The organism is Microbacterium sp. K27 (assembly GCF_004794435.1).
GTDB lineage: Bacteria > Actinomycetota > Actinomycetes > Actinomycetales > Microbacteriaceae > Microbacterium > Microbacterium maritypicum_A.
Window position 1 is genome coordinate 179,224 of record NZ_SSDK01000035.1, and the last position, 21,530, is coordinate 200,753.

A 21,530-nucleotide genomic window follows, 5' to 3' on the forward strand; every position below is an offset into this window, starting at 1 on the left:
GACATCCCATGACGACAGTGGCGGTGCAGAGGCAGGCGCAACGGCGCCGGTCGCCTCTGATCGGATACCTGCTGCGGCGGGCCGGCACCTCCCTGCTCCTGTTGGTGGGCGTGACGATCGTCACGTTCGCGCTCACCAACCTGGTGCCGGGAGACCCGGTCTCGGCCGCGCTCGGTGAGGGTGCGTCGCAGAACCCCGCGACGCGTGATGCGTTCATCAAGGAGCATGGTCTCGACCAGCCGCTGTTCGTGCAGTACTTCATCTATATGGGGAACCTGCTGCGCGGGGACCTCGGCACGTCGCTGGTGACCGGACGCCCGGTCACCAGCGACCTCGCCACCGCGGTGCCGGCGACCATCGAGATCGCGATCGGGGCGATCATCGTCAGCCTGGCGGTCAGCATCGTGCTCGGCACGCTCGCCGCCTACCGCCGTGGACTCGTCACCGACCAGGTCATCCGGGTCGTGACTCTGGTGGGCCTCAGCGTGCCGACCTTCTGGCTGGCGCTCGTGAGCTTCTACGTCTTCTTCCTCGAGCTGCGCATCGCACCGGGCTCCGGTCGCATCTCGCCGTCGATCACCCCGCCGCCGCGCGTGACCGGGCTCTACACGGTCGACTATCTCCTGAACGGAGACGCCGTCGGCTTCTTCGACGCCCTCGCGCACCTGGCTCTTCCCGTCATGGTGCTCTCGCTCGTGACCATCGGCCTACTGACCCGCTTCATCCGCACCTCGGTGCTCGAGGTGCTCGGCAGCGACTATGTGCGCGCCGCACGCGCCAAGGGCCTCCCGGCCACGCGCGTGATCCTCGACTACGTGCTGCGTGGCGCCTCGTTGCCGATCCTCACGGTGGTGGGCGTGGCGTTCGGGGCACTGCTGTCGGGCACGGTGCTCGTCGAGTCGGTGTTCGCCTGGCCGGGCCTCGGCACCTACGCCTACAACTCGGCCGCGAACCTCGACCTGCCCGGCATCATGGGCGTCGGCCTCGTGGTCGGCATCATCTACCTCCTCATCAACTTCATCGTCGACATCCTCTACGGCGTGCTCGACCCGAGAGTGAGGATCGCATGAGCCGCATCGCCGCCGCGTCCCCCGCCGGGCGCTTCCGATTCCGCTGGCCCCGTGCCTGGCGCACGCCGCTGGGCATCATCGGCACCGTCATCGCCGGAGCGTGGATCATCGTGGCCTTCACGGCGCAGTGGTGGGTCCCGTATCCGCCGAACGCGCAGGTGCTGCCGCGTCTGCAGCCGCCGGGCATCGACACGTTCCTGGGCACCGACGGCAACGGACGCGACATCTTCTCGCGTCTGATGACCGGAGCCACCGTGAGTCTCCCGCTGGCACTCATGCTCGTGATCGCCGCCATGATCATCGGCACGCTCATCGGTGCGCTCGCCGGATACTTCGGTGGCTGGGTCGACGAGACGCTGATGCGCATCACCGACCTGTTCATGGCCTTCCCGACCGTGATCCTCGCCATGGTGGTCGCCGCCTCGCTCGGACCGTCGCTGTTCAACGCGGTGATCGCCGCCATCGTGGTGTCGTGGCCGCAGTACTCCCGCGTCACGCGCAGCATCGTGCTGGGGCTCCGGGGTCAGAACTACGTGATCGCGGGCCGCCTGCTCGGGCACTCGCCGGCACGCACGCTGTTCGTCGACATCCTCCCGAACATCGCCGGCCCCGTCCTGGTGCTCGCGACGCTCGACATCGGTGCGGCGATCCTGCTCCTCTCCGGCCTCTCCTTCCTCGGTCTCGGCGCGCAGCCGCCGACCGCGGAGTGGGGTTCGATGATCTCGGGCGCGATGCAGAACTTCGACGCCTGGTGGCTCGGGGTCTTCCCCGGGCTCGCGATCCTGACCGTGGTGCTGGCGTTCAACTTCCTCGGAGACGCGATGCGCGACGTGCTCGACCCCACGGCCGAGATCACGCACGAGAAGGCCGCCGATCACAAGGCTTCCGCGACGGGGGTGGCCGCATGAGCGCGCAGAGCGCTGCCGTGCAGCAGACATCGACGCTCAGAATCCGCGACCTGACGATCGACATCGGACGCCCGCTCGTGAAGGGTGTCTCGCTCGAGCTCGAGGCCGGTCGCATCCACGGTCTCGCCGGGGAATCGGGCTCGGGCAAGACGCTCACCTCGCTCGCCGTGCTGGGGCTGCTCCCGCGGCAGGCGCGGACCGGCGGGTCGATCCTGCTCGGCGGTGAAGAGCTGGTGGGCCTGCGCCGTCGCGCCCTCAACCGGGTGCGCGGCAAGCGGATCGCCATGGTCTTCCAGGATCCGTCGGCCTCTCTGCACCCGCAGCTGCCGGTCGGACGCCAGCTCACCGACCACATGCGGGTGCACCTCGGACTCAAGGGCGCCGCCGCACGGGCGCGGGCGGTCGAGCTGCTCGAGACCGTGCAGGTGCCGAACCCCGCCGAGGCACTGAAGCGCTATCCGCACCAGTTCTCCGGCGGCCAGCGTCAGCGCATCGCGATCGCATGCGCCCTGGCCTGCGACCCCGAGGTGCTGCTGGCGGACGAGCCCACCACGGCTCTCGACGTCACGGTGCAGGCCGGCATCCTGAAGCTGCTGCGCGACCTGGCGGTCGAACGCAACCTCGCCGTGCTGCTCGTGACGCACGACCTGGGCGTGATGAGCGCGATCGCCGACCGGGTCGCCGTCATGAAGGACGGCCGGATCGTGGAGCTCGCCGATCGCGAGACGCTGTTCCGCGATCCCCAGCACGAGTACACGCGCATGCTGCTCGCGGCCCTGCCGGGGTCGCGCATCGACGAGGCACCGGAAGGGCAGGCCGCAGATGAGTGAGGTCTCCGTCCTCGATGCGCAGGACGTGGTCGTGCGCTACCCGGGCAACCCGCCGGTGATCGCCGTGAACGGCGTGTCGATCAGCGTCGCCGCCGGGGAGACCGTGGCCCTGGTGGGCGAGTCCGGCAGCGGCAAGTCCAGTCTCGCCCGTGCCGTCGTCGGCATCGAGAAGACCGCCGCAGGGACCGTGCTGTTCCGCGATGCTCCGGTGTCGCCGCTCGGCATCCGCCGTCGCTCGATCGCCCTCACCGGCATCCAGATGGTGTTCCAGGATCCGGCGACCTCGCTGAATCCGCGGCGCCGGGTCGGCGACCAGATCGCCGACGGCATCGCCACCGCCCGCGCCCGTGGCGCCGAAGGATCGACCGTGGACGAGTGGCTCGAGCGCGTCGGTCTGCCGACCACCGTGAGCAGCCGCTTCCCGCATCAGTTCTCGGGCGGGCAGAAACAGCGCATCGCGATCGCCAGGGCCTTGGCCGCTCGTCCCTCGCTCCTGGTGGCGGATGAGCCGATCTCAGCGCTCGATGCGTCCACGCAGACGAGCGTCGCCGGCCTGATGCGCGACCTGGTGGCGGAGTCGGGAGCGGGCATGCTGTTCATCTCGCACGACCTCGCCGTGGTCCGCCGCATCGCCGACCGCACGTTCGTGATGTTCGGCGGACGCGTGCTCGAGTCGGGTCCGACCGATCAGCTCTGGACCGCACCGCGGCATCCCTATACGCAGGCGCTGCTCGCGGCGATCCCCGAGCCCGACGGAGCGGGCCGCATCCCCGCCGCACCGTCGGTCGACGACCGCACGGTGTGGGCGGAGATCCCGCCGGTCATGTACTGAGAACTCTCCGCGCTCACTCGTGCTCCGCTCCCGGGTGTGCTCCAAGCGCCCGCGGGTCGCGAGAGGACCGCGCGGGCCGAGGCTGCAGTCCTCGGCCCGCACGGGTCTGCGGCGTCAGAGCGGTGCGACGATGTCCTGCTTCACGTCCCACTCGGTGACTTCCTGAACGCTCTCGATCTTCTGGCCCTCGACCTCAGTGGACGCGTTGGCCGCGAGCACCACATAGTCGCTCGTGACCTCGAAGAGCATCGTGACGGTCGATCCCTGCGACTCGGTCGTGCCGCTGAGCAGGTACACGTCCTGGCCCAGGCGCGAGCCCGTGCCGGTGACCGCGTATTCGCCGGAGAGCGTGTCGGCCACGCCCATCGGGTCGGAGGCGTCGACGGCCTTCGCGGCGGTGCTGAGCGTGCTGATCTCCTGGTCGGTCGAGTTCTCGTCGGCGACCTGCCACTCGCCGGTGGTGGATTTCACCCAGGCGTCGTCGCCGATCACGATGACCGAGCCGAAGCTGGTGCTGGTCTCGACGGCCTTGTCGGCCGGGTTGTAGCGGGTGGTCGACTCCATGCCCAGAGTCGTCATCGTCGCCGAGAATCCGGCGGTGTCGGTCATCGCCGCCGTCACGCACTCCGCCAGCGTGGAGCCGTCGACGGTCGCGCCCTCCTTCAGCTCGGGGCAGTCCGTCTTCGGCGCTTCCGCCTCCTGCGATGCCCCGGAGTCGGGCTTCTTCTCGGCTGTCGTGTCCGATCCGCCCCCTGCACATCCCGTGAGCAGCACGGCGGCGGCGAGAATGACGCCGACCCCCCATTTGTTGACGCGCATCGCGTCCCCCCTCAGGTCGAGATGCCCGATGACCGTCATCGGGCACTCGTCCCAGCATGCCAAACGTCGCAGAGGTTCTCGCGAGCCGCAGTCGTGGTGTCGGGCGTCATTCGCGGCGGACGCGTGATTCCGCTAGACTGTCGAGGTTGTCTGCCTTGCGGCGTCCATTCGGGATTCCAGAGGCGGGCACGTGCACACACCCTCCTGCTCCCGGGAAAGTCCCGAGAGCCGTTCTAGTCCGAAGGAGGTGGGTAAGTGACGCACCAGTACGAACTCATGGTCATTCTGACCCCCGAGATCGACGAGCGCCAGGTCGCCCCGACGCTCGACAAGTTCCTGAAGGTCATCACCAACGATGGTGGCTCTATCGAGAACGTCGACATCTGGGGAAAGCGCCGTCTCGCATACGAGATCCAGAAGAAGACCGAGGGCATCTACGCCGTCGTCAACTTCACCGCGACCAGCGCCGCCACGCAGGAGCTCGACCGTCAGCTGAAGCTGAACGAGCAGATCATGCGCACCAAGGTGCTCCGCGCTGAAGAGGCTCAGGCGATGATCGCCTCCGAGGCCAAGCGCTCCGAAGAGAAGGCTGCCCGCAAGGCCGCCAAGGCTGCGAAGGCCTAAGTCTCATGGCCGGCGAAACCGTCATCACCGTGGTGGGAAACCTCACGGCCGACCCCGAGCTGCGCTACACGCAGAACGGGCTGCCGGTGGCGAACTTCACCATCGCATCGACGCCTCGGAACTTCGACCGTGCCGCGAATGAGTGGAAGGACGGCGATGCGCTGTTCCTCCGTGCATCCGTCTGGCGCGAGTTCGCCGAGCACGTGGCGGGTTCGTTGACGAAGGGCATGCGCGTCATCGCGCAGGGCCGTCTGCGCCAGCGCTCCTACCAGGACCGCGAGGGCAACCAGCGCACCGCGATCGAGCTGGAGGTCGACGAGATCGGCCCCTCGCTCCGGTACGCGACCGCGCAGGTCACCCGTGCGGCCTCGACCGGCGGTGCCGGCGGTGCCGGTGGCGGTGGACAGTCCCGTCCCGCGCAGCAGCAGGTGTCGGAGGAGCCGTGGTCCACGCCCGGTTCGTCGACCAGCGCGGATGCCTGGAGCACTCCCGGCAGCTTCGGCGACGACACCCCGTTCTGAACAACTTCTGGATCCGGCCTGCACGGCCGGCATCCGCTCATCACTAAGGAAAAACTATGGCTGGAAAGTCGAGCGGCGACCGCCGCAAGCCGCGGAAGGGTGGCAAGCCCACCGCTCCCGCGAAGTCCATCCGGGTCGGTGTCATCGATTACAAGGATGTCGCCACCCTTCGCAAGTTCGTCTCGGAGCGCGGCAAGATCCGTGCCCGTCGTATCACCGGTGTCTCGGTGCAGGAGCAGCGTCTGATCGCCACGGCGATCAAGAACGCGCGCGAAATGGCGCTCCTGCCCTACGCTGGCGCCGGCCGGTAAGGGGTATCGAGATGGCAAAGCTGATTCTCACGAACGAGGTCGCCGGGCTCGGTAGCGCCGGTGACGTGGTCGAGGTCAAGAACGGGTACGCCCGCAACTTCCTCATCCCGCAGGGCTTCGCTACGGCGTGGACCCGCGGTGGCGAAAAGCAGGTCGCATCGATCCAGGCCGCGCGTCAGGCACGCGCGATCCACGATCGTGACGACGCTGTCGCACTGAAGAACGCTCTCGAGGGCACGAAGGTGCGCCTCACGGTCAAGGCCGGCAAGGAGGGTCGTCTCTTCGGCTCCGTCAAGACCGACCACGTCGCGGATGCTGTCGCAGCCGCCGGCCTGGGCTCGATCGACAAGCGCAAGGTGCACATCCCGTCGCCCATCAAGGTGACCGGTGAGCACGAAGCGACCGTGCGTCTGCACGACGACGTCACCGCAGTGATCACGCTGCAGGTCGTCGCCGCCAAGTAAGGCACGTCGAGAACGCCCCCTGTCCTTCGGGACAGGGGGCGTTCTGCATTCCGAGGGTGATCGGCGCCGCCTCACCCGTTCCGACCGTGCACCGGTCGGGCGTTCGCCGGGGGTTCGCCGACCTCATCGACGGTGTGGCCGCTGCACGCCGTCGCGGTCACGCTGGCCCTCTCGACACGCGACACGGTGAACCACCGCATGGCGTCGCGCAGTCGGCACCATCCGACCAGATACCACTGGCCGTTCGTGGAGGCGAACAGCACGGGTTCGACATCACGGGTGGTGGTGCTCCCGTCTCCTGCGGTGTAACGGATGCGTACCACCCGCTGCTCCGCCATGCCCTCCTCCAGTGCCGATCTGATCGCACGTGAGGGGGTGGGTGACGCGTCGACCCAGACGCGGTGGGCGAGTTCGTCGGCTCGCGCACGGGTGCGGGGATCGAGCACGTCGAGGATCTTCCGCACGCCGGCCGCGGCCAGATCCGCATAGGGCGCATCGGGTGAGGCAGCCACGGCCGCCAGCAGTGCCACGGCCTGCGCAGGGGAGAGGGAGACGGGCGGCAGCGATGCCCCCACCGCCAGTCCATAGCCGCCACCCGGACCGGGGCGTGACCACAGCGGTGCTCCACCGCGCTCGAGGGCCGCCAGGTCGCGCTTGACCGTGCGCACGGACACCTCGAACTCGCGGGCCAGGCGTTCGGCCGACGTCCCCCGCGACCCGCTGCGGCGCAGCATCTCGGAGAGGGCATGCAGACGCTCTGCGCGCTTCATCGTTCGATCCGTGGGGAATTCATGACATGAATAGTGACACACACCTGTCCACAGTGCGGAGCAGCATGGGGGTATGACACACACGACGAGCACTCCGACCATCCTTCTCATCGCGGGCCATTGGCTGGGTGCCTGGGCGTGGGACGAGGTCCTCGAAAGCCTCGACGCCGACAGGTCTCGCGCCGTCGCGATGACGCTGCCGGGTCTCGACGCGACCGACCCCGCGCGGGCGGCGAAGACGCTCGATGACCAGGCCGACGCGATTCTCGACGAGGTCGGCCGGCTCGGCGTCTCGGAGCAGCAGCCCGCGATCATCGTCGCGCACAGCGGGGCGAACGCCCCCGTGAGCCTCGTGCTCGACCGACACCCCGCCCTGATCGCACGCGTGGTGTGGGTCGACTCCGGCCCGGTGGCCGCCGGGAGCGTGTTCGCGCCCGACCTTCCGGACGACGTGGAGGAGCTTCCGCTTCCGCCCTTCGAGGTGCTGGGACAGCAGGCGAGCCTCGAAGGCCTGAGTGCAGAGGTGCTCGAGCGCTTCCGCGAGCGGGCCGTTCCCGAGCCCGGGCCCGTGCTGCGTCAGCCCGTCGAGCTCACGAACGACGAGCGACGCACGATCTCGACCACCCTCATCTGCTGCTCGATTCCGAGTGCACAGCTGCTCGAACTCGCGCGCGCCGGTCATCCCATGTTCGCCGAGGTCGCGATGCTCGACCACCTCGACGTCGTCGACCTGCCCACGGGGCACTGGCCGATGTGGAGCCGTCCCGGTGACCTCGCCGAGCTGATCCAGGCGGCCGCGTCGCGCGGCCGCTGAACCCACCCCTGAGCCAGCGCCCCGATCCCGTACCCCGGGACGGATGCCTGGAGAAAGCGCGGAAGTCGGGAGAATCGGGTGGGTCCGCAGGGGATCCGCCCGATTCTCCCGACATGTGCCGCACGTCGCCGTGCCTCGGGGCTACGGCTTCTCGGACGTGACCTCGAAGATGTCCGTCGACGTCTCCGCCGAAGCGGCACGACGCTCCTCGCGCCGGGCTCGTCGCGCGGCGCGCTTGGCGATCCGGCGTTCTCGACTGCGCTCCACGAGCGTGTAGAGAACCGGGACCAGAACCAGAGTCAGCAGCGTCGACGACACCAGGCCGCCGATCACGACGATCGCCAGCGGCTTCGAGATGAACACTCCGCCGCCGGTCAGCCCGAGAGACATCGGGACGAGCGCGAACACGGTCGCGGCCGCCGTCATCAGGATCGGTCGCAGGCGCAGGCGGGTTCCATGCTCCACCGCCTCGTCGAGACTCGCTCCCGCACCACGAAGGCGGTTCACGAGATCCATGAGCACGATGGCGTTCGTCACGACGATGCCGATGAGCATCAGGAGTCCGATCAGGGCGGGAAGACCCATCGGGGTTCCGGTGAGGAGCAGGCCGAGGATCGCGCCGGTCGCTGCGAACGGGATCGAGATGAGCAGCACGAGGGGTCCGCGGAAGTTGCGGAAGGTGGCCACCATCACCAGCAGCACGAGAACGATGGCGGCCAGCATCGCCAGTCCGAGCTGGCTGAAGGCCTCATCCTGTTGTGCGGACGCGCCGCCCTGCTGGAAGGTGACTCCCGCCGGCAGATCGGTGTCGGCGATCGCCTTGTCGATCGCCCGACCGGCAGCCGCGAGGCCGCCCTTCTCCGGGGTCACGGTCAGCGTGACCTGACGCTCGCCCTCGGCGCGCGTGATGGTCGGCGCCGTGAGCTCCTCCTCGACGGTCGCGATCGCGGCGAGCGGGATCGCCGTGCCGGTGACCTCGGCAGCCGCCTTCTGCTCGGCCTCGGCGGCATCGGCCTCGGCCTGCTGGGCCGCGGCGTCGCTGCGGCTCTGGCGCAGGGCCTTGATCTGCTCGTCCGCCGCCGCGACGCCGGACTGGGCCCCCTCGATCGCACCCTGCAGCGCCGCGAGCTGCTCGGCGCGTTCGGTCTGCGCTTTGAGCACGGCCTCCTCATCCGGGCTCAGCGGGTCTTCGGGGACGATCGGTGCCGCCGAAAGCTCGGCGAGCTGCCTGTTCAGGGCCCCGATCTGGCCGGCGAGTTCGGCGCGCTGCTTCGTGGCGGTGTTGATCTGCGAGTTCAGTTCGTTCTCGGCCTTGGTCTTCGCCTCTGCGGCCTTCGCCTCCGCCTTGGCCTGGAGCGCATCCGCTGCCGCCTTCTGCGCCTCGGCGGTCTGCTGCGGGGTGACCGGGAGCATGATCTCACCGATCTTGTCGGCGGTGCGCGCCGCACCCGGGGTGCGCACGACGATGTCGCGCTCCCGGCCCTCGTACATGAGCGTGCCGACCGTGGTGCCGGAGAGTGCCTCCTGCACGGCCTTCGCGATCGTGGCGCGGTCGAAGCCGAGGCGCGCGGCCAACGGTTCGTCGACCTTCACCCGCAGCACCGGCTGCTCGCCCGCGAGCTCGCTCTTCACGGAGCGCACGCCGTCGGCGTCGGCGAGCTGCTTCTCGAGCAGGTCACTCGCCGTGCGCAATGCTGCCGGATCGTTGCCCTGGATCTGCAGGTCGATGCCGTCACCGGCACCTGCCAGCGAGGCGTCCTGCGACGCGAGGTCGATCTCACCGCTGTCGGGAAGCCCGTCGAGCGCCTTCTGCACCTCCGATTCGACCTCGGCGACGTCGGAGCCGTCCTTCAGACGGAGGTCGTACGTGATCGAGGCCGGGGTGCCGGGAGTGGGGACCGGGATCGAGGTGGTGATGTCGGCGATGCCCGGAACCTTCCCGAGAGTCTTCTCCACCGGCTCGGCCGCGGCGACCAGGTCGGCGGTGGCTTCCTTCGGGGGCGTCTGGACGACCTGCAGGGTGGCCTGGCCGGAGGAACCGAGGAAGTCGGTCTGGATGAACGGTGTCATCCCCAGCGTGGCGACGAGCAGCAGCGCGGAGGCGACGAGGGTGATCACGGGGTGACGACGGGTCGCGTTCAACGCCGGCATGAACGTGCGCTGCAGCCGGTCGGGGGCGGTGTGGATCTCGTCGAGCTCGGACGGGACGTCGCTCTCCGCAGACGGCGACGGCGAGACGGTCGCCGCGGCAGGAGCCGCGACCTCTGCCGCCACCGCGGTGGCTGCGGCGGCAGGAGCTGCGTCGGTCGTCATGCCCTCGGCCGCGGGCTGAGCCGTGTCTGCGTCGGCGGCGCGCTGCTTCGGAGCCTTGTTGAGGAACCAGGATGCGAGCACCGGCACGATCGTGAGCGAGACGACGAGCGAGGCGAGAAGCGCGATCGAGACGGTCACCGCGAACGGTCGGAACAGCTGGCCGGCGATGCCCGAGACGAATGCGATCGGCAGGAAGACCGCCACCGTGGTGAGTGTCGAGGCGGTGATGGCCCCGGCGACCTGACGCACAGAGGCGACGATGCCGTCGATCGTGAGCGGGCCGTCACCACGGCGTCTGGAGATGTTCTCGATCACCACGATGGAGTCGTCGACGACACGTCCGATGGCGATGGTGAGGGCGCCGAGGGTGAGGATGTTGAGGGTGTTGCCGCTCCACCACAGGCCCACCAGGGTGATCAGCAGCGACAGCGGGATCGACACGGCCGCGATGACCGTCGAGCGCCACGAGCGCAGGAACGCGAGGATCACGAGCACCGCGAAGAGCAGACCGAGCCCGCCCTCGACGGAGAGGTCGTGGATCGACTGCTCGATGTAGGGGGCCTGGTCGAAGATCGTGACGAACTCGGCGTCGAGGATCGGCGCGAGCCGGTCGAGCTCGGCGTTCACGCCGTGGGAGATGTCGACGACGTTGGCACCCTGTGCCGGCATCACCTGCAGCGTGAGCGACGGCTTGCCGTTGACGCGCGAGATGGTCTCCGCCGGCACGGTCTCGACCGTGACGTCGGCGAACTCCGCGACCGTGACGGCCCCCTCGCTCGTGGGCACCGGGAGCGCCTGGATGTCTTCCGGCGTCGCGAGACGCGACCCCACCGTGATCGAGAGGGGGCCTTCGGCGGAATCCGCCTGTCCAGCCGGGAGGGCGGCGCCATGCGCTTCGAGGATCGGTCCGAGCGTCGAGGGCTCGACCTTCAGGCGGGTGACGTCGGCAGGGCGGAGGTCGATCGTGATGCGCTGCGTCTCCTGGCCGGCGAGTGTGACGTCGCGCACACCCGGCACGCCCTTCAGCGCCGGGACGACGGTCTGCTGGAGCGCATCGCCGAACGCCTCCTGGTCGCCGCTGGTGCCGGCGCTCAGTGCCATGGCCGGCAGGTCGCCCGCACCGCCGGACGCGACGCTGACCTCCGTGTCCGAGGGGAAGCTCGGCTTCAGCGACTCGGCCGCGCTGCGGATGGTGCGCAGCGTCTCCTCGTCGTCTTCGCCGAAGGTCCACTCGACCAGCACCTGCGCGTTGCCGCTCGATGTCGTCGAGGTCACGCTCGTCACACCGGGAACCGCTCGCACCGCCTGTTCGAGCGGCTCGGTCACGCTGCTCGCCATCTCCTCGGGTGCCAGGCCCTGCGACTGTGCGGAGATGAACGCCATCGGAGCCTGCAGCGAGGGCATCAGCTCCTGCTTGAGGGAACCCATCGATATCAGGCCGAGGACGACGACGGCGAGCGTCGCGAGAGAGAGGATCAGGCGGTTCTTGAGACTGCTGCGTGTGAGGAACGACATGGAGCGATGAGGTGCTTTCGGCTGGGTCGCTGCGGCAGGCCGAGAAGCACGCGCGCGACGCGGAAGCCGCCTGTGGTCACCCGACCCTCGTCACTTGAGCCGGATCCTGTGGCTCCGGCTCAGCGCGACGAGAGGCGACTGAGCTTCGGCGACACGATCGACAGTTCGAGCCTGCCGGGTCGAGGGTGCCGGGGCATCCTCCCGCGGGGTGATCCTCGTCCCCCCGCGGGTGGACTCGGCGTGCCCGGCCCGACATGCGTCCCGGGCGCCCCGGCGTGCGCACGCCGAGGCGCGGCAGTGGTCCCGCGACGCGAGGTGATTTTGGATCCAGAATGCAGAGTTGGCCGGGATGATCCGATACTCTCGCTCCCATGGTGCAATCAGGGAACGCCGCGTCGCCCAAGGAACGGGCCGAGGCTCTGCAGAAGCTCGCGCAGCGACATGGAGCCGGATACCGGTCCGTCGGAGCGATGGCCTACGACATCATCCGCGATGCGATCCTCGACGGCACCCTGCCTCCGGGGATGAAGCTGCGGCAGGAGACCCTGGCCGAGTCCATCGGCATCTCGCGACTGCCGATCCGCTCTGCCCTGATCCAGTTGGAGGCCGACGGCCTCGTGGTCTTCCATGCCCGCCGCGGCGCGATGGTGCGGGCACTCTCGGTGCAGGAGGCGACCGAGGTCTACCACCTGCGCACGCTGCTCGAGAAGGACGCACTGCGCCTGGCGATGGAGGAGATCACCTCGGAGCGGGTCAGCCGGCTGCGGGAGCTCGCGAAGACGGCGGACGACATCTCGGAGGGCGGCGAGTTCGTCGAGGCCCGCACCGAGTTCTACGCGACGCTCTACGACGCCGAGGCCCGGCCGGTGATGTGGGAGATGATCGAGCAGCTGCGGCTCAAGCTCGGACGCTACGTGCTCGGCTGGCGTCTGGTCTCTCCCGGCGCACATGACCACTCCCACGGTGAGCTGATCGACGTCGTGGCAGCCGGAGATGTGGACGAGGCTCTGCGCGTGCTCGAGTCGCACCTGAACCACGTGCGCGACGGGGTCATCGCACTGCTCGACGCGGCGGCGACCGAGGCTGCCGGCGACGGAGCCTGACGCCTGGGGCGAATGCATGACTCCTACACGGATGCATGACGCGGCACATCAGTCCGTTCATCCATCCGGGCAGGAGTCATGCAGGTGTGCGACTGGGTGACCGTGCTCTCAGGTGACCGTGCTCTCAGGTGACGGTGTCTCAGGTGACGGTGCCGCGACGTGCGAAGCGAGGTTCACGCCAGATCTCGCTGTGCAGCACGTCTTCCAGCGCGTCGATCGCATCCCACACGTCGGTGTAGGAGGTGTAGAGCGGTGTGAACCCGAAGCGGATGAGGTCGGGGGCGCGGAAGTCGCCGATCACTCCGCGCTCGATCAGCGCCTGCATCACCGCATAGCCGTCTTCGTGTCGGAGGGAGACCTGGCTGCCACGGCGGGCGGACTCGCGAGGCGTGACCGGCTCGATGCCCCAGCGCGGTGTGAGGCGGGTGTCGACGAGTGACATGAAGAGCTCGGTCAGCCGCAGACTCTTCTCGCGGAGGAGCTCCAGGTCGACGTCGTCCCAGATGTCGAGGCTCGCCTCGAGTCCGGCCACCGAGAGCAGCTGCGGGGTGCCGACGCGGAACCGCTCGATGCCCGGGGCCGGGGTGTAGTCCACGGTGAAGTCGAACGGCCGCGCGTGGCCGTGCCAGCCGGTGAGGGCGGGGTGGGCAGCATCGTGATGCCGAGCGGCCGCCCAGATGAACGAGGGCGAACCGGGGCCGCCGTTGAGGTACTTGTAGGTGCAGCCGACCGCGAAGTCGGCGTCGGCGGCGTTCAGGTCGATCGGCACGGCACCGACGCTGTGGCACAGATCCCAGACCACGAGGGCGCCGGCGGCGTGGACCTTGCGCGTGACCTCGGCGATGTCGTGCATGCGTCCCGTGCGGTAGTCGACCTGGGTGAGTGCGACGACGGCGACGTGATCGTCGAGCACGTCGTCGAGCGTGGGGCCGTCGTCGGAGATCAGTCGGCGCTCCAGGGGTGTTCCGCTGCCGAGCAGCTCCTGCACCGCTTCGAGCATGTAGAGGTCGGTGGGGAAGTTGCCCCGCTCTGCGACGATCACGCGTCGTCCCGGTCGGAGTCTGACCGCAGCGACCACGGCTTGGAACAGGCTTGTCGAGGTGGAGTCGCCGAGCACGACCTCTCCGGCATCCGCTCCGACGAGCGGCGCGATGCGGTCGCCGATCGTGCGCGGCTTGGCGAACCACCCGGCGTCGTTCCAGCTGCGGATGAGGCCGGTGCCCCACTCCTCGGTGATCACGCGCTGCAGGTGCGCCGCGGTGTGGCGGGGCAGCGCTCCGAGCGAGTTGCCGTCGAGGTAGATCACGCCGTCGGGCAGCACGAAGCGCTCGCGCATCGAGGCGAGCGGATCGGCATCGTCGAGGGCCGTGCAGGTCGCGCGGTCGATGGCGGGGCGGGTGGAGGTGGTGCTCATGCGGCGGGTCCGTTCGAGGTCATGCGGGTCAGCGCCCGAGGAATCGCAGGGCGTTGCCGCGGCGGATGGCGCTCTTCTGCGCCTCGTCGAGGAAGTCGGCGCGGTCGATGACGCCGCCGACGGGTCGCTCGCCCAGGGGGTAGGGGTAGTCGCTGCCCACCATCACCTGGGAGGCGCCGAGGGTCTCGACCAGCACGCGCAGGGCCACGGGGTCGAACACGACGCTGTCGACGCTGAAACGGTCGAGGTAGGCCGAGGGCGGCCGCTCGCTGACGCCGATGAGGTCGGGGCGTTGCCGCCAGGCGTTCTCGAACCGGCCCAGCCAGAACGCGAACGAACCACCGCCGTGCGCGAACGCCAGGCGGAGGGTGGGCGGGACGCGATCGAAGACCCCGCCCAGGATCATCGCGATGATCGACAGGTGCGTCTCTGCGGGCATGCCGGTGAGCCACCGGGCCATCCAGCGGTCGAGACGAGGGGAGCCCGGCATGTCCCACGGATGCACGAAGACCGGGATGCCGCTGTCGGCGCAGTGCTGCAGGAAGGTCACCGTGCCCTCGTCGTCGAGGTCGCGGTCGCCCACGTGGTTGCCGATCTCGACACCGGCGTGGCCCGAGGCGATCGCGCGGTCGGCCTCCGCGCACGCGGCATCCGGATCCTGCAGGGGGACCTGTGCGAACGGGATCAGCCGGCCGGGGGCCGGGGCGCAGATCTCCAGAGCGAGGTCGTTGAAGATGCGCGCAACCTTGACGGCCTCGTCACCCGACTTGTCGTAGGAGAAGAACAGCGGCGTGGGGGAGACGACCTGCATCTCGACGCCGTCGGCGTCCATGTCGGCCAGGCGCACGGACGCGTCCCAGCAGTCGTCGCCGACGCGCCGGAACTCGGTCTCGCCGAGCATGATCATCGCCTCGCGCTCGGAGTCCACCCGCAGGGTCGGCCAGAGACCCGGCCCGACCTGTGTCGACAGGTCGGGCCAGGAACTCGGCACGAAGTGCGTGTGGACGTCGATCGTGCCCAAGGGGCTTCAGCCCTTGCCGGGGTGGACGGCGCCGCACTCGGGGCAGGTGCGCCCCTCTTCGCTCTCGTAGAAGTCGCGGAACACCGGCGGCAGGTCCTCGACGATGTCGCGCACCTGCAGCTCGACCTCGTGCACCTTGGCGTTGCAGTTCGGGCAGAACCAGGCGAACTTCTCGAGCGTGCCCTCTTCGCGGATGCGCTCGATCACGATGCCGATGGAGCCCTCTTCGGGGCGCTGCGGGGAGTGGAAGACGTTACCGGGGAGCAGCCACATCTCGCCCTCGCGGATGTCGATGCGCTGCAGGCCGTCGGGGGTCTGGATGTTCACGTGCATGTTGCCGCGGTACTGGTAGAACCACTCCTCGTACGGGTCGAAGTGGAAGTCGGTGCGCTGGTTCGGGCCGCCGACGACCTGCACGATGAAGTCGCCCATGGGGGTCCAGGCGGCCTTGTTGTTGACCGGCGGCTTCAGGAGATGCTCGTTCTCCTTGATCCATGCGGGGAAATCGATCACGGGTGGGATGACGGGTGTGGTGGTGCTCATTTCTCCTCCTCGAGAGTGGCAGCGGTGGCGTGGTCAGCGGTGTTGTGTTCGATCGTTGTGTCGGGGCGGCGGGCGACCGCCTGGATCTCGATGCGCAGATGCGGATGCGGCAGGGCGTGCACGGCGACCGTCGTGCGGGCGGGTCCCTGCTCGTCGAAGTACTCGGCCCAGACCGCGTTGTAGGGAGCGAAGTCGTTCATGTCGACCAGGAAGCTCGTCGCCTGCACCAGGTCGTCGAGTGCGCAGCCGGCGGCGGCCAGCACCTCGCGGATGTTCTCGATGACCGCGCGGGTCTGCACCGCGACATCGAGCCGGGTCGCGCCGAACTCGTCGACCTCCGCTCCGGCGATGGAGTTGTCGGGGCGTCGGCTGGACGTGCCCGAGACGAAGACCAGGTCGCCGGAGACCTTGGCATGCGGGAAGCGACCTCGGGGCGTCGCCTTGCCCTCGACGAGGATGCCGCGTGATGTTGTCATCGTGATCCCTTCTCGAGGCTGTCGGATCCGTCGTGGGTGTGGATGGAGACGCGTCCGAGGCCGGTGATCGTCGCCTCGACCGTGCCCTGGTCGGGCAGCGGGACGGCGGCGGTCGCGGCGCCGGCGAGGAGGACCATGCCGGCGCGGAGGGTGAAGCCGTGGCGGGAGGCGAGGCGTGCGGCTGCGGCGATGGCATGGCCGGGGTCGCCGAGGATCGCGGAGGTGGAGCCTGTGGCAGCGACCCTGCCGTCGACCTCGAGCCGCACGGCCCTGTTGTCGAGCGCACCGGCCTGGACGAACGGGGTCCAGGGGCCGATCACGTACGCGGCGGCCGACGTGTTGTCGGCCACGACGTCCGCGAGGCGGAACCGGAAGTCGCGGTACCGGGAGTCGATGATCTCCAGTGCGGGAGCGACGGCCGCGACGACCTCGCTCAACGGACGGGCGACCTCGGAGCCGTCGATGTCCGCGGCGAGCAGGTACGCGACCTCGGGTTCGATGCGCGGGTGGATGGCGGACCGCCGGTCGAACAGCGCGCCGTCGTCGAGGCGCATCGCATCGGTGAGACTGCCGATGATGACGTCATGCACGCCCATCTGCTGCGCCTTGGCCTGGCTCGTGAACCCGAGCTTGAGGCCGGTGAGGCGCTCGCCGCGGGCGAGCCGACGGGCGATCAGCGCATGCTGCGTGGCGTAGGCGGTGTCGAGATCGACCTCTGCGGATGCGGAGAGCTGGCTGATCGCGGTCGCGGTGCGCTGCGCGGTGTCGAGCGCGGCGGCGAACACCGCGTCCGCGGTCATGCGGTCACCCCCGAACGGTCGGCGACCAGGTCGAGCGCGACGTCGACGATCATGTCCTCCTGGCCGCCCACCATGCGACGGCGCCCCAGCTCCACGAGGATGTCGCGGGCGTCGAGGCCATGCTTCTCGGCCGCGCGCTCGGCGTGCAGCAGGAAGCTCGAGTACACACCCGCGTAGCCGAGAGTAAGGGTCTCGCGGTCGACGCGGACGGGGCGGCGCTGCAGCGGACGCACCAGTTCCTCCGCCGCATCCTGCAGTGCGAACAGATCGCAGTCGTGCTCCCAGCCGAGCAGGTCGGCAACCGCGATGAACGCCTCGATCGGACAGTTGCCCGCTCCGGCACCCTGCCCTGCGAGCGAGGCGTCGACCCGGTACACACCGTGTTCGACGGCCGTGACGCTGTTGGCCACGCTCAGCGAGAGGTTCTCGTGTGCGTGGATGCCGATCTGCGTGCCGGGGTCGAGCACCTCGCGGTAGGCGTCGACGCGGTCGGCGACGTCGCGCATCGTGAGGCGCCCGCCCGAGTCGGTGACGTACACGCAGTGCGCGCCGGCCGCTTCCATGATCTGTGCCTGCTCCGCGAGACCGCGCGGGTCGTTGAGGTGGCTCATCATCAGGAAGCCCGAGACGTCCATGTCGTGCTCGCGCGCCCAGGTGATGTGCTGGATGGCGACGTCGGCCTCGGTGCAGTGCGTCGCGACCCGCACGCTCGCGACGCCGAGGTCCCGGGCCCGGGCGAGGTCGTCGATCGTGCCGATGCCGGGAAGGATCAGGGTGGTCAGGACCGCACGGTCGAGCACCTCGGCCGCCGCCTCGATCCACTGCCAGTCGGTGTGCGCTCCCTGCCCGTAGGCCACACTCGAACCGCCGAGGCCGTCGCCGTGCGCGACCTCGATGGCATCAACGCCCGCCGCCTCGAGAGCACGGGCGATATCGCGCACCTGGTCGGTCGTGTAGCCGTGGCCGATCGCGTGCATGCCGTCGCGGAGGGTGACGTCCTGCACGTAGACGCGGGGAGTGGTGGTCATGCGGGAACCCCTGTCCGTTCGGCGACGAGTCGTTCGGCCGTGCGCAGGGCGGCCGAGGTCATGATGTCGAGATTGCCCGCGTACTCCGGAAGATAGTGGCCGGCGCCGGCGACTTCCAGCAGCACGGTCACGCGCGTGCCCCGGAACGGTCGGTCGAGTGCGGGCACGTAGGCCTCGTCGACGGCGTCGAACTGCACCTGCTGCTTGAGCCGGTAGCCCCCGACGTAGGCCTGCACCGCGGCGACCATGTCGGCGACCGAGGCGCTGACGGCATCCCGATCCAAGGCTTCAGGGTCGCCCTCGACCAGGCAGAACACCGTGTCCCTCATGATGAGCGGCGGGTCGGCGGGGTTGAGCACGATGATGGCCTTGCCGTGATCGGCGCCGCCGATCACCTCCAGCGCACGGGCCGTGGTCTCGGTGAACTCGTCGATGTTCGCTCTGGTGCCGGGACCGGCCGACTTCGAGGCGATCGAGGCGACGATCTCGGCGTAGGCCACCGGGGCGACGCGCGACACGGCGGCCACCATCGGCACCGTGGCCTGGCCGCCGCACGTGACCATGTTGACGTTGGTCGCACCGAGGTGCGCGTCGAGGTTCACGACCGGCACGACGTACGGCCCGATCGCGGCGGGGGTCAGATCGACCATGACCCGTCCGGCGTTGCGCACGAGGGCGTCGTTGCGGGCGTGGGCGCCGGCCGATGTCGCGTCGAACACGAGCTCGACGTCGGCGAACTCGGGCATCGCGATCAGGCCGTCCACGCCCTCGTGGGTGGTGGCGACTCCGAGCCGGCGCGCACGGGCGAGGCCGTCGGAGTGCTCGTCGATGCCGGCCATCGCGACCACATGCAGCGTGGTCGAGAGCCGCTTCACCTTGATGAGCAGGTCGGTGCCGATGTTGCCCGATCCGATGATGGCGATGCCGACGGTCATGCCGCTGCCCCTTCCGATGACGTGCGCGATGCTGTTCCGGATGCGGCGCCGAAGAAGTCGGCACGCACCTCGCCGAGATCGTCGAGTCGGGCGCGGTACACCCCGGCGGTCGCGTCGACCATGGGGCCGAGGGCTCCGGAGAGGATCACCTCGCCGGCGCGCAGCGGCTGCCCGCGGCGGGCGACCTCGCGAGCCAGCCAGGCGACCGCGATCACGGGGCTGCCGAGGCATGCGGCACCCGACCCGGTCGAGACCGGACGGCCCTCACGGTCGAGCGTCATGCCGAGCGCGGTCAGGTCGAACCCGTCCAGGCGCCGAGGCGTGGTGCCGAGCACGACCGCCCCGCTGGAGGCGTTGTCGGCGATCGTGTCGGTGATGCGGATGTCCCACCCGGCCACGCGGGAGTCGACGACCTCGATCGCGGGCAGCACGAACTCCGTGGCACGGATCACGTCGGCGACATGGGTGGTGGGGGAGTCGAGGTCGCTGCCGAGCACGAAGGCGACCTCGGCTTCGGCCCGCGGCTGCAGGAAGCGGGCGAGGTCGATCGGCTCACGGTCGGCGAACATCATGTCGTCGAGCAGCACGCCGTAGTCGGGGCTGTCGACGCCGAGCTGCGTCTGCACGGCGGGGGAGGTGAGGCCGATCTTGCGGCCGACGACCCGTCGACCCTCGTCGAGGCGGCGGGCGATGCCGAGAGACTGCACGGCGTACGCGGCATCCTGATCCGTCTCGCCGAGCAGGTCGCGCACCGGGGCGCACGGGTGCCCCGATTCGGCCGCGCGTCGCAGCCGTTCGTCGGCCGCACGCACACCGTCGGACTCGGGGAGGCCGGTCACAGCTGCACGCACACGTTCGTCGGCTCGGTGTAGAACTCGAGCGAGTGGTGCCCGCCCTCGCGGCCGATGCCCGAGAGTCCGACGCCGCCGAAGGGGCTGCGCAGGTCGCGCAGATACCAGGTGTTCACCCACGACATGCCCGTGCGCATCTGCTGCGCCACACGGTGTCCGCGGGTCAGGTCGGTGGTCCAGGTGACCGCGGCGAGGCCGTAGTCGGTGTCGTTCGCCAATCGGATCGCCTCCTCTTCGGTGTCGAAGGGGATGAGGGCGGCGACGGGACCGAACACCTCTTCGCGCACGGTGCGGTGGCTGTTGTCGAGGCCCGTCCACAGGGTGGGCTCGATCCACGATCCGCCGTCGAGTCCGTCGCCGAGGGTGGGGATGCCACCGCCCGCGAGCACCGTCGCCCCCTCCGCGACGGCGAGGTCGAAGTACGAGCGCACCTTCTCACGGTGGGCCTGCGAGATGAGAGGACCGGTGGTCGTGGCCGGGTCCTCCGGGCGGCCCAGACGCAGACGGGCGGCGTGCTCGGCGAGGCCGGCGGCCACCTCATCGAAGACCGCGCGCTGCACGTAGATGCGCTCGGTGCACAGGCACACCTGGCCGGTGTTGAGGTACGTGGAGCGGGCGAGCCCGGCGACGGCGGCATCGAGGTCGGCGTCGGCGAACACGAGCGCGGCGTTCTTGCCGCCGAGCTCGAACGAGACCGGGCGCACCCGCGGCGCGACCGCCCGCATGATCGCGGATCCGGTGGACGATTCGCCGGTGAACGTGACCCCGTCGATGCCCGGATGCGTGGTGAGGGCCTCGCCCGCGGAATCGGCGCCGAAACCGTGCACGACGTTCACGACCCCGGCGGGCACCCCCGCCTCGGCGAGGATCTCGGCCAGCAGCGTCGCCGACGACGGCGTCTCCTCCGAGGGCTTGATCACGACGGTGTTGCCGGTGGCGAGGGCCGGAGCGAGCTTCCACGTGAGCAGCAGCAGCGGCAGGTTCCACGGCACGATCACGGCGACGACCCCGAGCGGCTTGCGCACGGCGTAGTTCAGGGCGCGCCGGCCGTCGGGCAACTCGGTGAGGAACGAGTCGAGGCCTGCCGTCGAGACCGTGTCGGCGAAGGAGCGGAAGTTCGCGGCGGCACGGGCCACGTCGAGGTCGCGGGCGAGTGCCTCGGGCTTGCCGGTGTCGCCGACCTCGGCCGCGACGAGCTCATCGGCGCGGCGGTCGATCGCGTCGGCCACACCGCGCAGCAGACGGGCGCGCTCCGCGACCGTCATCCGTCCCCAGGGCCCGTCGAACGCGGCGCGCGCGGCGGCCACGGCGCGGTCGACCTGCTCGGTGCCGGCTTCGTGCACCTCGGCGATGACCGAGCCGTCGACCGGGCTGACCTTCGCGAAGGTGGCGATGCCCTCCACGCGCTCGCCGGCGATCATGTTGTGGATCGCGCGGGGCGCTCGCTCCTGCTCGGAGGCACGGAGGGGAGGCGTCATCGTCTCGGAAGGCATGGGCTCAGGCTAGGAACGTTCGAGGGATGCCGACAAATACTCTCTTGATGCACTGCCATGCCCGTACGGCTATAG

Annotated in this window: 22 protein-coding genes; 10 read left to right on the plus strand and 12 right to left on the minus strand. The window is 69.6% G+C overall.

Going from position 1 to position 21,530, the window contains the following annotated elements; genetic code table 11:
- Nucleotides 1-8: 8 nt before the first annotated feature.
- The 4 genes from DW307_RS07065 to DW307_RS07080 are packed head-to-tail and all read left to right on the plus strand — an operon-like array spanning nt 9 to nt 3,640.
- Nucleotides 9-1,070 carry an ABC transporter permease gene (locus DW307_RS07065; RefSeq protein ID WP_136024381.1) on the plus strand — a complete coding sequence of 354 codons (1,062 nt, stop codon included), beginning with the start codon at nt 9-11 and terminating at the stop codon, nt 1,068-1,070.
- The gene (locus DW307_RS07070; RefSeq protein ID WP_021201446.1) at nt 1,067-1,978 is read left to right on the plus strand and encodes an ABC transporter permease; all 912 of its coding nucleotides are present in this window, start codon (nt 1,067-1,069) and stop codon (nt 1,976-1,978) included. The genes DW307_RS07065 and DW307_RS07070 overlap by 4 nt, the downstream gene beginning before the upstream one ends.
- Complete coding sequence (locus tag DW307_RS07075) at nt 1,975-2,808, plus strand: ABC transporter ATP-binding protein (RefSeq protein ID WP_136024382.1); 834 nt, start codon at nt 1,975-1,977, stop codon at nt 2,806-2,808. The genes DW307_RS07070 and DW307_RS07075 overlap by 4 nt, the downstream gene beginning before the upstream one ends.
- Nucleotides 2,801-3,640, plus strand: a complete 840-nt coding sequence (locus tag DW307_RS07080; RefSeq protein ID WP_136024383.1) for an ABC transporter ATP-binding protein — start codon at nt 2,801-2,803, stop codon at nt 3,638-3,640. The genes DW307_RS07075 and DW307_RS07080 overlap by 8 nt, the downstream gene beginning before the upstream one ends.
- Before the next feature lie 114 nt (nt 3,641-3,754).
- Here DW307_RS07080 and DW307_RS07085 read toward each other — a convergent pair whose 3' ends face one another.
- The gene (locus tag DW307_RS07085) at nt 3,755-4,498 is read right to left on the minus strand and encodes a hypothetical protein (protein WP_029268075.1); all 744 of its coding nucleotides are present in this window, start codon (nt 4,496-4,498) and stop codon (nt 3,755-3,757) included.
- Nucleotides 4,499-4,714: 216 nt separating this feature from the next.
- Here DW307_RS07085 and rpsF point away from each other — a divergent pair, with 216 nt between their 5' ends.
- Genes rpsF through rplI form a run of 4 tightly spaced genes read left to right on the plus strand, consistent with a single transcriptional unit; the run spans nt 4,715 to nt 6,379 of the window.
- Nucleotides 4,715-5,083: a 30S ribosomal protein S6 gene (gene rpsF, locus DW307_RS07090; protein ID WP_021201450.1), complete on the plus strand. Its 369-nt coding sequence runs from the start codon at nt 4,715-4,717 to the stop codon at nt 5,081-5,083.
- A gap of 5 nt (nt 5,084-5,088) precedes the next feature.
- Nucleotides 5,089-5,604 (plus strand): single-stranded DNA-binding protein, encoded by a 516-nt coding sequence (locus DW307_RS07095; protein ID WP_021201451.1) that lies wholly within the window; start codon nt 5,089-5,091, stop codon nt 5,602-5,604.
- Nucleotides 5,605-5,660: 56 nt separating this feature from the next.
- On the plus strand, nt 5,661-5,915 hold the full coding sequence (gene rpsR, locus DW307_RS07100) for a 30S ribosomal protein S18 (RefSeq protein ID WP_017829850.1): 255 nt from the start codon (nt 5,661-5,663) through the stop codon (nt 5,913-5,915).
- A gap of 11 nt (nt 5,916-5,926) precedes the next feature.
- Entirely contained in the window at nt 5,927-6,379 is a 453-nt protein-coding gene (rplI, locus tag DW307_RS07105) for a 50S ribosomal protein L9 (protein WP_021201452.1), read from the plus strand.
- Between the two features lie 71 nt (nt 6,380-6,450).
- On the opposite strand, the gene DW307_RS07110 is transcribed toward rplI, so the two are convergent.
- Nucleotides 6,451-7,149 carry a helix-turn-helix transcriptional regulator gene (locus DW307_RS07110; RefSeq protein WP_029268073.1) on the minus strand — a complete coding sequence of 233 codons (699 nt, stop codon included), beginning with the start codon at nt 7,147-7,149 and terminating at the stop codon, nt 6,451-6,453.
- Nucleotides 7,150-7,222: 73 nt separating this feature from the next.
- On the opposite strand from DW307_RS07110, the gene DW307_RS07115 reads away from it, so the two are divergent.
- Nucleotides 7,223-7,963 (plus strand): alpha/beta fold hydrolase, encoded by a 741-nt coding sequence (locus DW307_RS07115; protein WP_136024384.1) that lies wholly within the window; start codon nt 7,223-7,225, stop codon nt 7,961-7,963.
- Nucleotides 7,964-8,104: 141 nt separating this feature from the next.
- Here the strand turns inward: DW307_RS07115 and DW307_RS07120 are convergent, their stop codons facing one another.
- Nucleotides 8,105-11,791 carry an efflux RND transporter permease subunit gene (locus tag DW307_RS07120; RefSeq protein WP_136024385.1) on the minus strand — a complete coding sequence of 1,229 codons (3,687 nt, stop codon included), beginning with the start codon at nt 11,789-11,791 and terminating at the stop codon, nt 8,105-8,107.
- Nucleotides 11,792-12,162: 371 nt separating this feature from the next.
- Between DW307_RS07120 and DW307_RS07125 the strand changes: the two genes are divergently transcribed.
- Entirely contained in the window at nt 12,163-12,894 is a 732-nt protein-coding gene (locus DW307_RS07125) for a GntR family transcriptional regulator (protein ID WP_136024386.1), read from the plus strand.
- 139 nt (nt 12,895-13,033) lie between these two features.
- Here DW307_RS07125 and kynU read toward each other — a convergent pair whose 3' ends face one another.
- The 9 genes from kynU to DW307_RS07170 are packed head-to-tail and all read right to left on the minus strand — an operon-like array spanning nt 13,034 to nt 21,455.
- On the minus strand, nt 13,034-14,308 hold the full coding sequence (gene kynU, locus DW307_RS07130; protein WP_136024387.1) for a kynureninase: 1,275 nt from the start codon (nt 14,306-14,308) through the stop codon (nt 13,034-13,036).
- 28 nt (nt 14,309-14,336) lie between these two features.
- Complete coding sequence (locus DW307_RS07135) at nt 14,337-15,329, minus strand: amidohydrolase family protein (protein WP_136024388.1); 993 nt, start codon at nt 15,327-15,329, stop codon at nt 14,337-14,339.
- Nucleotides 15,330-15,335: 6 nt separating this feature from the next.
- Nucleotides 15,336-15,872 (minus strand): 3-hydroxyanthranilate 3,4-dioxygenase, encoded by a 537-nt coding sequence (locus tag DW307_RS07140; protein WP_029268062.1) that lies wholly within the window; start codon nt 15,870-15,872, stop codon nt 15,336-15,338.
- Nucleotides 15,869-16,348 carry a RidA family protein gene (locus DW307_RS07145; protein ID WP_136024389.1) on the minus strand — a complete coding sequence of 160 codons (480 nt, stop codon included), beginning with the start codon at nt 16,346-16,348 and terminating at the stop codon, nt 15,869-15,871. Before DW307_RS07145 ends, DW307_RS07140 begins: the two co-directional genes overlap by 4 nt.
- Nucleotides 16,345-17,148 carry a 2-keto-4-pentenoate hydratase gene (locus tag DW307_RS07150; RefSeq protein WP_136024390.1) on the minus strand — a complete coding sequence of 268 codons (804 nt, stop codon included), beginning with the start codon at nt 17,146-17,148 and terminating at the stop codon, nt 16,345-16,347. Before DW307_RS07150 ends, DW307_RS07145 begins: the two co-directional genes overlap by 4 nt.
- Nucleotides 17,145-18,176, minus strand: a complete 1,032-nt coding sequence (gene dmpG, locus DW307_RS07155; protein WP_029268056.1) for a 4-hydroxy-2-oxovalerate aldolase — start codon at nt 18,174-18,176, stop codon at nt 17,145-17,147. Before dmpG ends, DW307_RS07150 begins: the two co-directional genes overlap by 4 nt.
- The gene (locus DW307_RS07160; protein ID WP_029260767.1) at nt 18,173-19,111 is read right to left on the minus strand and encodes an acetaldehyde dehydrogenase (acetylating); all 939 of its coding nucleotides are present in this window, start codon (nt 19,109-19,111) and stop codon (nt 18,173-18,175) included. Before DW307_RS07160 ends, dmpG begins: the two co-directional genes overlap by 4 nt.
- The gene (locus tag DW307_RS07165) at nt 19,108-19,950 is read right to left on the minus strand and encodes a 2-keto-4-pentenoate hydratase (protein WP_205810421.1); all 843 of its coding nucleotides are present in this window, start codon (nt 19,948-19,950) and stop codon (nt 19,108-19,110) included. Before DW307_RS07165 ends, DW307_RS07160 begins: the two co-directional genes overlap by 4 nt.
- Complete coding sequence (locus DW307_RS07170) at nt 19,947-21,455, minus strand: 2-hydroxymuconic semialdehyde dehydrogenase (RefSeq protein ID WP_231479928.1); 1,509 nt, start codon at nt 21,453-21,455, stop codon at nt 19,947-19,949. Before DW307_RS07170 ends, DW307_RS07165 begins: the two co-directional genes overlap by 4 nt.
- Nucleotides 21,456-21,530: the final 75 nt, after the last annotated feature.

Excerpts from the sequence above, each read along its gene's own strand:
- DW307_RS07065 (WP_136024381.1), top strand. The coding sequence starts at position 9 with ATGACGACAGTGGCGGTGCAGAGGCAGGCGCAACGGCGCCGGTCGCCT.
- DW307_RS07070 (WP_021201446.1), top strand. The coding sequence starts at position 1,067 with ATGAGCCGCATCGCCGCCGCGTCCCCCGCCGGGCGCTTCCGATTCCGC.
- DW307_RS07160 (WP_029260767.1), bottom strand. The coding sequence starts at position 19,111 with ATGACCGTCGGCATCGCCATCATCGGATCGGGCAACATCGGCACCGAC.
- DW307_RS07080 (WP_136024383.1), top strand. The coding sequence starts at position 2,801 with ATGAGTGAGGTCTCCGTCCTCGATGCGCAGGACGTGGTCGTGCGCTAC.
- kynU (WP_136024387.1), bottom strand. The coding sequence starts at position 14,308 with ATGAGCACCACCTCCACCCGCCCCGCCATCGACCGCGCGACCTGCACG.
- DW307_RS07140 (WP_029268062.1), bottom strand. The coding sequence starts at position 15,872 with ATGAGCACCACCACACCCGTCATCCCACCCGTGATCGATTTCCCCGCA.
- DW307_RS07085 (WP_029268075.1), bottom strand. The coding sequence starts at position 4,498 with ATGACGGTCATCGGGCATCTCGACCTGAGGGGGGACGCGATGCGCGTC.
- rpsR (WP_017829850.1), top strand. The coding sequence starts at position 5,661 with ATGGCTGGAAAGTCGAGCGGCGACCGCCGCAAGCCGCGGAAGGGTGGC.
- DW307_RS07120 (WP_136024385.1), bottom strand. The coding sequence starts at position 11,791 with ATGTCGTTCCTCACACGCAGCAGTCTCAAGAACCGCCTGATCCTCTCT.
- DW307_RS07170 (WP_231479928.1), bottom strand. The coding sequence starts at position 21,455 with ATGCCTTCCGAGACGATGACGCCTCCCCTCCGTGCCTCCGAGCAGGAG.
- DW307_RS07145 (WP_136024389.1), bottom strand. The coding sequence starts at position 16,348 with ATGACAACATCACGCGGCATCCTCGTCGAGGGCAAGGCGACGCCCCGA.
- rplI (WP_021201452.1), top strand. The coding sequence starts at position 5,927 with ATGGCAAAGCTGATTCTCACGAACGAGGTCGCCGGGCTCGGTAGCGCC.
- DW307_RS07150 (WP_136024390.1), bottom strand. The coding sequence starts at position 17,148 with ATGACCGCGGACGCGGTGTTCGCCGCCGCGCTCGACACCGCGCAGCGC.
- DW307_RS07115 (WP_136024384.1), top strand. The coding sequence starts at position 7,223 with ATGACACACACGACGAGCACTCCGACCATCCTTCTCATCGCGGGCCAT.
- DW307_RS07110 (WP_029268073.1), bottom strand. The coding sequence starts at position 7,149 with ATGAAGCGCGCAGAGCGTCTGCATGCCCTCTCCGAGATGCTGCGCCGC.
- DW307_RS07075 (WP_136024382.1), top strand. The coding sequence starts at position 1,975 with ATGAGCGCGCAGAGCGCTGCCGTGCAGCAGACATCGACGCTCAGAATC.
- DW307_RS07125 (WP_136024386.1), top strand. The coding sequence starts at position 12,163 with ATGGTGCAATCAGGGAACGCCGCGTCGCCCAAGGAACGGGCCGAGGCT.
- DW307_RS07095 (WP_021201451.1), top strand. The coding sequence starts at position 5,089 with ATGGCCGGCGAAACCGTCATCACCGTGGTGGGAAACCTCACGGCCGAC.
- dmpG (WP_029268056.1), bottom strand. The coding sequence starts at position 18,176 with ATGACCACCACTCCCCGCGTCTACGTGCAGGACGTCACCCTCCGCGAC.